Source organism: Pseudomonas sp. TE3728 (assembly GCF_056279145.1).
This window is the reverse complement of the sequence record NZ_JBWBQT010000001.1, coordinates 3,116,275-3,128,075: the sequence shown is the minus strand read 5'-3', so window position 1 is coordinate 3,128,075 and position 11,801 is coordinate 3,116,275. Positions and strand designations below refer to the sequence as shown.

10 protein-coding genes and 4 tRNA genes are annotated in these 11,801 nt (G+C 58.8%); 9 read left to right on the top strand and 5 right to left on the bottom strand.

From position 1 onward, the window contains the following. Window positions 1-9: 9 nt before the first annotated feature. A complete protein-coding gene (locus ACZ89R_RS13435; protein ID WP_429545545.1) occupies window positions 10-411 on the top strand; it encodes a type IV pilin protein in 402 nt (133 codons plus the stop codon). Window positions 412-466: 55 nt separating this feature from the next. After that, entirely contained in the window at window positions 467-1,567 is a 1,101-nt protein-coding gene (gene thiO, locus ACZ89R_RS13430) for a glycine oxidase ThiO (RefSeq protein WP_429545546.1), read from the top strand. Window positions 1,568-1,653: 86 nt separating this feature from the next. On the opposite strand, the gene ACZ89R_RS13425 is transcribed toward thiO, so the two are convergent. From ACZ89R_RS13425 to ACZ89R_RS13410, 4 genes are all read right to left on the bottom strand, one after another. Then, window positions 1,654-2,994: a sigma-54-dependent transcriptional regulator gene (locus ACZ89R_RS13425; protein ID WP_123497125.1), complete on the bottom strand. Its 1,341-nt coding sequence runs from the start codon at window positions 2,992-2,994 to the stop codon at window positions 1,654-1,656. A gap of 2 nt (window positions 2,995-2,996) precedes the next feature. Continuing rightward, window positions 2,997-4,586 (bottom strand): sensor histidine kinase, encoded by a 1,590-nt coding sequence (locus ACZ89R_RS13420; protein WP_008068431.1) that lies wholly within the window; start codon window positions 4,584-4,586, stop codon window positions 2,997-2,999. After that, the gene (locus ACZ89R_RS13415) at window positions 4,576-4,809 is read right to left on the bottom strand and encodes a PP0621 family protein (protein WP_007901926.1); all 234 of its coding nucleotides are present in this window, start codon (window positions 4,807-4,809) and stop codon (window positions 4,576-4,578) included. The genes ACZ89R_RS13420 and ACZ89R_RS13415 overlap by 11 nt, the downstream gene beginning before the upstream one ends. A 136-nt stretch (window positions 4,810-4,945) precedes the next feature. After that, the gene (locus ACZ89R_RS13410) at window positions 4,946-5,968 is read right to left on the bottom strand and encodes an outer membrane protein assembly factor BamD (RefSeq protein ID WP_123497129.1); all 1,023 of its coding nucleotides are present in this window, start codon (window positions 5,966-5,968) and stop codon (window positions 4,946-4,948) included. A 151-nt stretch (window positions 5,969-6,119) separates the two neighbouring features. On the opposite strand from ACZ89R_RS13410, the gene rluD reads away from it, so the two are divergent. From rluD to ACZ89R_RS13375, 7 genes are all read left to right on the top strand, one after another. Continuing rightward, the gene (gene rluD / locus ACZ89R_RS13405) at window positions 6,120-7,082 is read left to right on the top strand and encodes a 23S rRNA pseudouridine(1911/1915/1917) synthase RluD (protein WP_007901932.1); all 963 of its coding nucleotides are present in this window, start codon (window positions 6,120-6,122) and stop codon (window positions 7,080-7,082) included. Beyond that, a complete protein-coding gene (gene pgeF / locus ACZ89R_RS13400) occupies window positions 7,079-7,804 on the top strand; it encodes a peptidoglycan editing factor PgeF (RefSeq protein WP_429545547.1) in 726 nt (241 codons plus the stop codon). Before rluD ends, pgeF begins: the two co-directional genes overlap by 4 nt. 129 nt (window positions 7,805-7,933) lie before the next feature. Continuing rightward, window positions 7,934-10,498, top strand: coding sequence for an ATP-dependent chaperone ClpB (gene clpB / locus ACZ89R_RS13395; protein ID WP_123497135.1), 2,565 nt, complete (start codon window positions 7,934-7,936; stop codon window positions 10,496-10,498). 317 nt (window positions 10,499-10,815) lie between these two features. Continuing rightward, window positions 10,816-10,891 (top strand) — tRNA-Asn (locus tag ACZ89R_RS13390). A gap of 9 nt (window positions 10,892-10,900) precedes the next feature. Then, window positions 10,901-10,977: transfer RNA gene (locus tag ACZ89R_RS13385), tRNA-Pro, on the top strand. Between the two features lie 5 nt (window positions 10,978-10,982). Then, a tRNA-Lys gene (locus ACZ89R_RS13380) sits at window positions 10,983-11,058 on the top strand. Between the two features lie 94 nt (window positions 11,059-11,152). Beyond that, window positions 11,153-11,229: transfer RNA gene (locus tag ACZ89R_RS13375), tRNA-Pro, on the top strand. 106 nt (window positions 11,230-11,335) lie between these two features. On the opposite strand, the gene ACZ89R_RS13370 is transcribed toward ACZ89R_RS13375, so the two are convergent. Next, window positions 11,336-11,737: an HvfA family oxazolone/thioamide-modified RiPP metallophore gene (locus ACZ89R_RS13370; RefSeq protein ID WP_123497137.1), complete on the bottom strand. Its 402-nt coding sequence runs from the start codon at window positions 11,735-11,737 to the stop codon at window positions 11,336-11,338. Window positions 11,738-11,801: the final 64 nt, after the last annotated feature.

The following is an 11,801-nucleotide window of genomic DNA, read 5'->3' as shown; positions in this document are numbered from 1 at the left end:
AGTTGAGGCATGCGCAGATCCAACCGAGGTTTTACCCTGATCGAAATCATGATCGTGATTGCGATCATCGGGATCGTCATCACCATTGGCTATCCAAGCCTCACCGAGTATGTAAAAAAGGGTCGCCGTACTGAAGTGGCCGGGCTGCTTTCCGAGCAGGCCCAGATTCTTGAGCGCTTCTATTCGAAGAATAATGTCTACACCAATGCCACCGGCCTGAGCGCCGGTAATGATTTCTATACCATCACCCCGGCACTGACCGATCAGACCTTCCTGCTGACGGCAACACGCAAGGCTGGTTCGACCATGGCGAGCGACAAGTGCGGTGATTTCACCCTCACCAATACCGGCGTCAGAAGCATGGTCAATGCAACATCCGGCCTGACTACCAGGGATTGCTGGGGTCGCTGAGTTTCTCTTTCGGGCGCCCTTTGCGCCTCTGTCTATCTAACGGTTGGATCAGAACATGAGCAGGCAACAGCAAGTGGTGATTGTCGGCGGCGGCGTGATTGGCCTGCTGACGGCGTTCAATCTCGCGTCCGAAGTACAGAGCGTCGTGCTGCTGGACCGCTCGAATGTCGGTCAGGAGTCGTCCTGGGCCGGTGGCGGGATCGTTTCGCCACTCTACCCGTGGCGCTACAGCCCGGCGGTCACTGCGCTGGCTCATTGGTCCCAGGATTTTTATCCACAGCTGGCGGAACGTCTGTTCGCCGCCACGGGTGTCGATCCTGAAGTGCACACCACCGGGTTGTACTGGCTGGACCTGGATGACGAAGCCGAAGCGCTCGCCTGGGCCAAACGGGAAAACCGTCCGCTGCGGGCTGTGGATATCTCTGCGGCACACGATGCGGTGCCGGTATTGGGCGCCGGTTTTTCGCGGGCGATCTACATGGCCGATGTGGCCAATGTGCGTAATCCACGGCTGGTGAAATCCCTCAAGGCCGCCTTGCTGGCGCTGCCGAACGTGACGATTCATGAGCAGTGCGAGGTCAGCGGGTTTATCCGTGAAGGTGCTGCGGTGGTCGGGGTACAGACCTCGATGGGGGCCATTGCGGGTGATCAGGTGGTTTTGACTGCAGGGGCCTGGAGCGGTGACTTGCTGAAAAGCCTGGGCCTGGAACTGCCGGTCGAGCCGGTCAAAGGCCAGATGATTCTCTACAAGTGCGCGGCGGACTTCCTTCCAAGCATGGTTCTGGCCAAGGGTCGTTATGCCATTCCTCGGCGTGACGGGCACATTCTGATCGGCAGTACGCTGGAGCATGAAGGCTTCGATAAAACGCCGACCGACTCAGCGCTCGAAAGCCTGAAGGCCTCGGCGGTGGAGTTGATTCCGGCGCTGGCGGATGCCGAGGTGGTGGGGCATTGGGCCGGGTTGCGGCCGGGGTCGCCGGAAGGGATTCCCTATATCGGTCGGGTACCGGGGTTTGACGGGCTCTGGCTTAACTGCGGGCACTACCGCAATGGGTTGGTGCTGGCGCCGGCGTCGTGTCAGTTGTTTGCGGATGTGATGCTGGGTCGGGCACCGATTATCGATCCTGCGCCGTATGCACCGGCCGGGCGTATTTGACAGAAGATCAAAAGATCGCAGCCTTCGGCAGCTCCTACGTTGAATTGGCGGCGAACCTGTAGGAGCTGCCGAAGGCTGCGATCTTTTCAATCCAGCCCCAATTTCTTGAGCCTGTAACGCATCGAGCGAAACGATAGATTCAACCGCTGAGCCGCCGCCGTGCGGTTCCAGCGGGTTTCTTCCAGGGCCTGGAGGATGAGTTTGCGTTCGACGTTTTCCAGATAGGCTTCCAGATTGTCGATCTGCGTCAGGTCCGGCACGTCGCCGTCCGGGTTGCAGTTGCCTTCGGCCAGCCGCAGGTCGCTGGCTTCGATTTGTTTGTTCTCGCACAAGGTGTGCGCCCGCTCGAGCATGTTCTCCAATTCCCGCACGTTTCCTGGAAAACGATAGCTTTTCAGTGCGTCGAGGGCTTGCGGGTGGAGTTTTGCCGCGGGTTGGCCAGTGCCAGTTGCCAGTCGCTTGAGCATATTGTTGGCCAGAAGCTCAATGTCGTCGCGACGTTCGCGCAAGGGCGGTACCCGCAATTCGATCACATTAAGGCGGTAGTACAAGTCCTGGCGAAAGCGTTCGGCGGCGACTTCGGTATCGAGGTCTTTGTGGGTGGCGCAGAGAATGCGCACATCCACCACGGTTTCCTGTTGTCCACCGATGCTGCGCACGGCTTTCTCTTGAATGGCCCGCAAAAGTTTGACCTGCATCGCCAGTGGCAGGTCTGCCACTTCATCGAGGAACAAAGTACCGCCATGGGCGGCCTGGAATAGCCCGGGTTTGTCTTCGATGGCACCACTGAAACTGCCTTTGCGATGGCCGAAAAATTCGCTTTCCATCAATTCCGACGGGATAGCCCCGCAGTTCACCGGCACGAATGGGCGGGTGGCGCGTGGGCCTTGATCGTGGATCAGTCGGGCGACCAGCTCCTTGCCGCTGCCGGACTCGCCGCTGATGTACACCGGGGCCTGGCTGCGGGCCAGTTTGTCGATTTGTTTGCGCAGGCTGCGCATTGGCAGGGAGTCGCCCAGTAGGCGACGGTCGATGGTACTGCTGGCGCCGCCTGGCGCAGGCAAACTCAGCGCGCAGGTGACCAGTTCGCGCAGGCGGGTGAGATCGACCGGTTTGGTCAGAAAATCGAACGCGCCAGCCTTGAGGGCGTTGATTGCCGTTTCCAGGCTGCCGTAGGCGGTAATCATCGCCACTGGCACTTGCGCATAGCGCTGCTGGATGTGCTGCACCAGTGCCAGACCGGTGCCGTCGGGCAGGCGCATGTCGGTCAGGCACAGGTCGAATGTCTCCCGTGCCAGCAGTGCTTGCGCTTCTGCGAGGTTGCGGGCACTAAAGGTGTCGAGTTTCATCCGTCCCAGGGTTATTTCCAGGAGTTCGCGGATATCCGGCTCATCGTCGACGATCAGGATTTTTTGCCGTGGGCTCATGTTCAACTTTGTTTCCGTCCGTGAGCAAAGGTGATGCGAAAGCAGCCGCCGCCTTGGCGTGGTTTGAAGTCTAGGCGGGCCTGATTGCTTTCGCACAGCTCACGGGACAGATAAAGCCCCAGGCCAGTGCCCTGGCTGCTGGTGGTGAAGAACGGTTCGAACAAATGCGAGCGCTGGTCCGGCGCCACGCCGGGGCCATTGTCCAGGACTTCAAGGGTAGGCAACTGGCTGTCCGGGTCAATAAACAACTCGAGCCAGACCTGCGCCTGATCATGGTTCAGGGCACTATGGCGCCAAGCGTTGCGCAATAGATTGTCGAGAATCTGGGTCAGCTGATTCGGATCCATCAGGGTTGTGAAGTCCCCCGAACCGATTCGCAGGTGAACTAGCTGACGCTCGGTCGCACCCTCGCGGGTTTCGGCCACGAAGTGCTCCAGCCACGGCCGCAGATCCAGCCGTTGCGGCACGGTTTGCTGGCGACGGGACAGTTGCAGGACGTTTTCGATTACCCGATTCATTCGCTGAGAGTGGTCTTGAATAATCTGTGTCAGACGCCGATCCGCGCCGTTCAGTTCCTCGGATTCCTGCAGTAACTGCGCGGCATGACTAATGGCGCCTAGTGGATTGCGGATTTCATGGGCAATACCGGCAGTCAGGCGGCCGAGGGCGGCGAGTTTAAGTTGCTGGGCCTGCTGGGCGATTTGGGCGAGGTCTTCGAGAAAAACCAGCGTCTGGTGGTGCGGGCTTTGGTCCAGGGCAATGAAGCTCGGTTGCAGCTCCAGCCCATTGCTGGCGATTTTCAGGCTTTGCGGGCGCAAAGTCGGATTGTTGAACCACAGTTGGAGTCGCTCGACCAACGGCATCGAATGGTCGTCGATCAGTTGGCCATCGAGTTTTTCCTGCCCCAGCAAGGTCAAGGCGCTGTGATTGGCCAGTTGCACACGCCGTTGGTCGTCGAGCACCAGAATGCCCGTGCGCATACGTTGCAGGATCAGTGCGTTGAGGGCTTCGAGACCGAGCACTTCACTGGCCCGCTGCTCGGCCAGGGTTTCGCTGACTTCAACTCTTCGGATCAAGCCTTGCACCAGCAATGCCGCGACAAAACACAGAGCACCGAGCGTGCCGATTTGCAGGTAATCATTGGGACTGGTGGGGTGGCTGAAGCTCAGAAGAAAGCTCAAACCCACGATGCCGAGGGCGCCAACAGCCGCAATCAGCAGACCGATGCGCCCGCGCAGCAGGGTATTACTGATAACCACCGACACGATCAACAGGTTGCCGATGGCACTGGGCATGCCGCCAGCGGCATAGAACAGACCGCATAGCAGCAGGACATCGACCAGCGCCAGACCGAACAACTGCGCCGGGCGACGGGTGTTCTCCAGAAAGACCACCAGCAGGATATTCAGCACCAGGTACAACCAGCTGCCGTTGCGCAGCAGGTCGTCATTGGCAAACGTCAGCAACTGGCTGTCCATGTTGCTGGAAATCAACAGCACCAAGGTGATGCCGATGCTTAAACGGTAGAGGTGATAGAGGCGCAGCAGTCGCTGGGCCTGTTTGTTGCCGGGACTGGACGTCTCAGCGATCACTGGAACCCGGGCCTTGCTCAAGGTGAGCCTGGCTGCAATACCACTGTTGTTGAAGGCTCAGCGCGCGGTCGCGGGGCAGATGTACGCCGCAATGAGCGCAACGGACCATGGGTGGAGCATCTTGCTCTCGCGGCGTGTTGGCGCCCGAAACCGGGGCCTTGAACTTGCGCCAGAGCCATACTGCAGCGGCAATCAGTGCGATCCAGAATAATAAACGAAGCATGGTGAGCTGCTTTTTGAGTAGTGAATTGGCAGTTTAGCCAAGGACGGGGCGGTCGCACAGCGCAATACGCTCACCCCTGAAATCCGGTAATAAAAAAGGCGCCTCGAAAGGCGCCTTCTTGGCACAACACTCAGCGTCAGTCGAACACGCCGAAGGTCATGTAGCTGAACCACGAGCGATCGGCGTTGTTGGCTTCAGACTCGTGCTGCTCTTCTTCGATCACATCGCCGTTCTCATCTTTAGGCTTGAGCTCGTTCGGAATCGAGTCCTTGGCGTCCTGGAACTGTCTCTGCACGTCCTGGTTGGCGCGGGTTTCACCTGGCGGCAGCGGCGGACGGGATTCGATCAGGCCCAGAGTGGCCTTGCTCAGCCATGAACGGTTGTCGGCTTCGTCTTTCGATGGCACGAACTGACCGTCCACCAGGCTTGGGTGGTTCGGGTAGTTGAGCTTCAGGGTTTCGAGCGTGGTCGCGGCCAGTTCGTCCAGGTGCAGACGCTGGTAGGCTTCAGTCATCACCGCCAGGCCGTCACCGACCGAAGGGGTTTCCTGGAAGTTTTCCACCACGTAACGACCACGGTTCGCGGCGGCGACATAGGCCTGACGGGTCAGGTAATAGTCGGCAACATGAATCTCGTAGGAAGCCAGCAGGTTGCGCAGGTAGATCATGCGCTGCTTGGCGTCCGGCGAGTAGCGGCTGTTCGGGAAGCGGCTGGTCAGCTGGGCGAACTCGTTGTAGGAGTCGCGAGCGGCGCCCGGGTCACGCTTGGTCATGTCCAGCGGCAGGAAGCGCGCCAGCAGGCCGACGTCCTGGTCGAAAGAAGTCAGACCCTTGAGGTAGTAGGCGTAATCGACATTCGGGTGCTGCGGGTGCAGGCGAATGAAACGCTCGGCGGCGGATTTCGCAGCCTCGGGCTCGGTGTTCTTGTAGTTGGCGTAGATGAGCTCGAGTTGAGCCTGATCGGCGTAGCGACCGAACGGATAACGCGACTCCAGCGCCTTCAGCTTGGCTGTGGCGGCGGTGTAGCTATTGTTGTCCAGATCGTGCTGAGCCTGCTGGTACAGCTCGACCTCGCTCAGGTTTTCGTCTACGACTTCCTTCGATGAGCAAGCAGCGGTCAATGCGAGGATGGCGATCAGCAGCAGGTGTTTCACTTGCATGGCGGCTTGCGTCCCTATGACGGCCGCTGTCTTGGGCGGGGCCGTCCTGTTATGATGAGCGCCCCGTTGAAAAGCCTCGGGGCAAAAGACGCCGTATTTAACCACAAGCGCGCAGCCGAAACCAAAGGCTGTGCCGACGCCTAGTCTGAGCATGTCCGATAAAATTGAACTTCGCGCAGAGGTGCCGTCCGAATTGGGCGGCCAACGCCTCGATCAAGTCGCCGCACAATTATTCGCTGAGCACTCGCGCTCGCGCCTTTCCGCCTGGATCAAAGACGGCCGCCTGACTGTGGATGGGGCGGTTATCCGCCCGCGAGACATCGTTCACGGTGGCGCCATTCTTGAACTGACTGCCGAGCAGGAAGCTCAGGGCGAATGGATCGCTCAAGACATCGAGCTGGACATCGTCTATGAAGACGACGACATCCTGGTGATCAACAAGCCTGCGGGCCTGGTGGTGCATCCGGCTGCCGGCCACGCCGACGGCACCTTGCTCAACGCCTTGCTGCACCACGTGCCGGACATTATCAATGTGCCCCGCGCCGGTATCGTGCATCGCCTGGACAAGGACACCACCGGTCTGATGGTGGTGGCCAAGACCATTCAGGCGCAGACACAGCTTGTCACGCAATTGCAGAGCCGCAGCGTAAGCCGGATCTATGAGTGCATCGTGATCGGTGTGGTGACAGCCGGCGGCAAGATCAACGCGCCGATCGGTCGTCATGGCCAGCAACGCCAGCGCATGGCCGTGATGGAAGGTGGCAAGCAAGCCGTCAGCCATTACCGCGTGCTCGAGCGTTTCCGTTCCCACACGCACGTGCGGGTGAAGCTGGAAACCGGCCGTACGCACCAGATTCGCGTACACATGGCGCACATCAACTACCCGTTGGTCGGAGATCCTGCCTATGGCGGTCGTTTCCGAATTCCGCCGGCTGCTAGTGTGACCATGGTCGAATCCCTGAAAAATTTCCCGCGTCAGGCGCTGCATGCGCGATTCCTGGAGCTGGATCATCCGACCACCGGTAAACGCATGAGCTGGGAATCGCCGCTGCCGGACGATTTCGTCTGGTTGCTGTCGCTGCTCAAGCAAGATCGTGAGGCGTTCATCGGATGAATGACTGGCTGATTCCCGACTGGCCTGCGCCTGCCGGGGTGAAAGCCTGCGTTACCACCCGTGCGGGCGGCGTCAGTCTGGTGCCGTTCGACAGCCTCAACCTCGGCGATCACGTCGACGACAGCCCCGAAGCTGTTGCCGAGAATCGCCGTCGCCTCACCGATCATTTCTCTATTCAACCGGCCTGGTTAAAGCAGGTTCACGGCATTGTCGTGACCCAAGCGGATCCAAGCCTGGTAGCCACTGCCGATGCCAGCTGGACGGCAACACCCGGTATCGCCTGCGCGGCGATGACCGCTGATTGCCTGCCAGCGCTGTTCTGCGACCGCGCCGGCACCCGCGTCGCTGCCGCCCATGCCGGTTGGCGCGGGTTGGCGGCGGGTGTGCTGGAGGCGACCCTCGACAGTCTGGCCGTACCGCCTGAAGACGTGCTGGTCTGGCTTGGCCCGGCCATTGGCCCACAAGCCTTTGAAGTCGGCCCGGAAGTACGCGATACCTTCGTCCAGCAATTGCCTGAAGCCGCCAAAGCCTTTGTGCCGAGCCAGAACGCCGGCAAGTTCATGGCCGACATCTATGAGCTGGCGCGTTTGCGCCTGGCCGCTCGCGGCGTTACCGCTGTTTATGGTGGTGGTTTTTGCACCGTGACCGATCCTCGTTTCTTTTCTTACCGCCGTAGTCCACGCACCGGCCGGTTTGCCTCCTTGGTCTGGCTTGAACGCTAGACTTCTCTGATCTACATCAACACCACGACGCTTGAATCTCCCAGAATCGACCGCATCTATAGCGGTATCTGGCAGGTTTCTTCATTCAGGATGTTTATAGGTCCGGCCTGCTCAAAAGGAAGGTGACCCATGCGTATAGACCGTTTAACCAGCAAGTTGCAGTTAGCCTTGTCCGACGCCCAATCCCTGGCCGTCGGCCTCGATCATCCCGCCATTGAGCCGGCGCACTTGATGCAGGCCATGCTTGAACAGCAGGGTGGTTCGATCAAACCCCTGCTGATGCAGGTGGGTTTCGACGTCAACAGCTTGCGTAAAGAGCTGACCAAAGCCCTCGATCAGCTGCCGAAAATCCAGAATCCCACCGGCGACGTGAACATGTCGCAGGATCTGGCGCGCCTGCTCAACCAGGCTGACCGCCTGGCCCAGCAGAAGGGTGATCAGTTCATCTCCAGCGAGCTGGTGCTGCTCGCCGCCATGGACGAGAACAGCAAACTCGGCAAATTGTTGCTGGGCCAAGGCGTGAGCAAAAAAGCCCTGGAAAATGCGATCAACAACCTGCGCGGCGGTGAGGCAGTCAATGACGCCAACCACGAAGAATCCCGTCAGGCGCTCGACAAATACACCATCGACCTGACCAAGCGCGCCGAAGAGGGCAAACTCGATCCGGTGATCGGCCGTGACGACGAAATTCGCCGCACCATTCAGGTCCTGCAGCGCCGCACCAAGAACAACCCGGTGCTGATCGGTGAGCCTGGCGTGGGTAAAACCGCCATCGCCGAAGGCCTGGCCCAGCGCATCATCAACGGCGAAGTGCCGGATGGCCTGAGAGGCAAGCGTCTGTTGTCTCTGGACATGGGGGCTCTGATTGCCGGTGCCAAATACCGCGGCGAGTTCGAAGAACGCCTCAAATCCCTGCTCAATGAACTGTCAAAGCAGGAAGGGCAGATCATTCTGTTCATCGACGAACTGCACACCATGGTCGGCGCCGGCAAGGGCGAAGGCTCGATGGATGCCGGCAATATGCTCAAGCCGGCACTGGCTCGTGGTGAGCTGCACTGCGTCGGTGCGACCACGCTCAACGAATACCGCCAATATATAGAAAAGGACGCTGCTCTCGAGCGACGCTTCCAGAAAGTATTGGTGGATGAGCCGAGCGAAGAAGACACCATCGCCATCCTGCGTGGCCTGAAAGAGCGTTACGAGGTTCACCACAAGGTGGCGATCACCGACGGCGCGATCATCGCCGCGGCCAAACTCAGTCATCGCTACATCACTGATCGTCAGCTGCCGGACAAAGCCATCGACCTGATCGACGAAGCCGCCAGCCGCATCCGTATGGAGATCGACTCCAAGCCGGAAGTGCTGGACCGCCTGGAGCGTCGTTTGATTCAGTTGAAGGTGGAGTCCCAGGCGCTGAAGAAAGAAAGCGACGACGCGGCGAAGAAACGTCTGGAAAAACTGCAGGAAGAAATCGCCCGTCACGAGCGCGAATACTCGGACCTCGAAGAAATCTGGAACTCGGAAAAAGCCGAAGTGCAAGGTTCGGCGCAGATCCAGCAGAAAATCGAACAGTCCCGTCAGGAACTGGAGGCTGCGCGCCGTAAGGGCGACCTGAACCGCATGGCCGAGCTGCAATACGGGGTGATCCCGGACCTGGAGCGCAGCCTGCAAATGGTCGACCAGCACGGCAAAAGTGAAAACCAGTTGCTGCGCAGCAAGGTGACTGAAGAAGAGATCGCTGAAGTCGTGTCGAAGTGGACCGGCATCCCCGTGGCGAAAATGCTCGAGGGCGAGCGCGAAAAACTGATGAAGATGGAAAGCCTGTTGCACCAGCGTGTGATCGGTCAGGACGAAGCGGTGATCGCTGTCTCCAACGCGGTGCGGCGTTCCCGCGCCGGGTTGTCCGACCCGAATCGCCCGAGCGGTTCGTTCATGTTCCTCGGCCCGACCGGTGTCGGTAAAACCGAGTTGTGCAAGGCGCTGGCCGAGTTCCTGTTCGATACCGAAGAGGCGATGGTGCGGATCGATATGTCCGAGTTCATGGAGAAACATTCCGTGGCTCGACTGATCGGTGCGCCACCGGGCTACGTGGGCTATGAAGAGGGCGGTTACCTGACCGAGGCAGTGCGTCGCAAGCCTTATTCGGTGATCCTCCTGGACGAGGTCGAGAAGGCCCACCCGGACGTGTTCAACATTTTGCTGCAAGTGCTCGAAGATGGCCGTTTGACCGACAGCCATGGCCGCACGGTGGATTTCAAAAATACTGTGATCGTCATGACCTCCAACCTTGGCTCGGTGCAGATCCAGGAGCTGGTGGGGGATCGCGAAGCGCAGCGCGCGGCGGTGATGGATGCGATTTCCACGCACTTCCGGCCGGAGTTCATCAACCGGGTCGACGAAGTGGTGATTTTCGAGCCGCTGGCTCGGGATCAGATCGCCGGCATTACCGAGATCCAGTTGGGGCGCCTGCGTAGCCGCCTGACCGAGCGCGAGCTGAAGCTTGAGCTGAGCCCGGAAGCGATGGACAAGCTGATCGCCGTCGGTTACGACCCTGTGTATGGCGCACGGCCGCTGAAACGGGCGATCCAGCGCTGGATCGAGAACCCGTTGGCACAGCTGATTCTGTCGGGTCGATTCATGCCCGGCGATACCGCCAAAGGTGTCGTGGAGAACGACGAAATCGTTTTCGTCTGACGCTCGGCGGCAGTGCAATAAAAGGAGGCCTCGCATTGCGAGGCCTTTTTTTCGCCAGGCTGTTGAACTCAAAGGAAAAGGCTTGTAAAGTGCGCCCCGCAGTAAGTCGCCCTGAAGGGTTTCTGCTCCCCAAGCAGGAATCTGAAATAAGTTGCAAATCATTAACTTGAAAGCAATTTAGGGGGTTGACAGAGGTGCTTAAGATTGTAGAATAGCGCGCCTCAGACACACGAACGCAGCGATGCGATCGGGTCGAAGAGGTGAAGCAAGCTTCACAGTTGTAAATTGAAATACCAGTTGTAATTGAAATATGTAGTTCCGTGATAGCTCAGTCGGTAGAGCAAATGACTGTTAATCATTGGGTCCCAGGTTCGAGTCCTGGTCACGGAGCCAATTTCAAACCGGGGTATAGCGCAGTCCGGTAGCGCGCCTGCTTTGGGAGCAGGATGTCAGGAGTTCGAATCCCCTTACCCCGACCATTTTTGGGTCGTTAGCTCAGTTGGTAGAGCAGTTGGCTTTTAACCAATTGGTCGTAGGTTCGAATCCCACACGACCCACCATTTTTGAAACCAGTTAGCGCTGGAATCGAATCTTAAGATCAGACGCCAAAAGCTCTGTTCGCAGAAGGCGCCTTTCAAAGGTGCCTTTTTTTACCGGGGTATAGCGCAGTCCGGTAGCGCGCCTGCTTTGGGAGCAGGATGTCAGGAGTTCGAATCCCCTTACCCCGACCATATCAAAAATCCTCGTATCGAAAGATACGGGGATTTTTTTTGCCTGCTGTAAATGCAAAAAAGCCCTGCTTCTCGACGCAGAGGCAGGGCTTGGGCCTTCAGAGGCTTAACTATTGTCTTTCAGGTGCTCGAACAAGCCCTTTGGCATCTTTTTACCATTGGCTTCGTAGTTGGCTTTCACGTTATCAAAAGCCTCTTGTTCCGAGATTTGGCCGTCATGGTTGGTGTCGATCTTGTCGAAGTCAGCCTTGGGCGCCACTTTCAAAAACTCCGCGCGGGATACCTTGCCGTCATCATCGGTATCGGTCCGGGCCATCGAAGCATCGCCGCACTTGCCTTCGCCACATTTGCCTTCCGGCGTCTTCACGACCTGTTCCGCCGAGGCCAGCAGGTAGCCCTGAGTCAGCGGCTGCGAAGCGAATACGGAGCCGGACAACATCATGCCTCCGGCCAGAACAGCGCCGAGCAGGCCAACAGTGTTTTTGCTGAGAGTAGTGGTACGGGACATTACAAATCTCCTGGGTTGCACAACACAACCGCTCGATAAAGGACGCCACGTGAGTGCGGCGATG

Coding starts and splice junctions, on each gene's coding strand:
- ACZ89R_RS13435 (WP_429545545.1), top strand. CDS start 10: ATGCGCAGATCCAACCGAGGTTTTACCCTGATCGAAATCATGATCGTG.
- thiO (WP_429545546.1), top strand. CDS start 467: ATGAGCAGGCAACAGCAAGTGGTGATTGTCGGCGGCGGCGTGATTGGC.
- ACZ89R_RS13425 (WP_123497125.1), bottom strand. CDS start 2,994: ATGAGCCCACGGCAAAAAATCCTGATCGTCGACGATGAGCCGGATATC.
- ACZ89R_RS13415 (WP_007901926.1), bottom strand. CDS start 4,809: ATGCTTCGTTTATTATTCTGGATCGCACTGATTGCCGCTGCAGTATGG.
- ACZ89R_RS13410 (WP_123497129.1), bottom strand. CDS start 5,968: ATGCAAGTGAAACACCTGCTGCTGATCGCCATCCTCGCATTGACCGCT.
- rluD (WP_007901932.1), top strand. CDS start 6,120: ATGTCCGATAAAATTGAACTTCGCGCAGAGGTGCCGTCCGAATTGGGC.
- pgeF (WP_429545547.1), top strand. CDS start 7,079: ATGAATGACTGGCTGATTCCCGACTGGCCTGCGCCTGCCGGGGTGAAA.
- clpB (WP_123497135.1), top strand. CDS start 7,934: ATGCGTATAGACCGTTTAACCAGCAAGTTGCAGTTAGCCTTGTCCGAC.
- ACZ89R_RS13370 (WP_123497137.1), bottom strand. CDS start 11,737: ATGTCCCGTACCACTACTCTCAGCAAAAACACTGTTGGCCTGCTCGGC.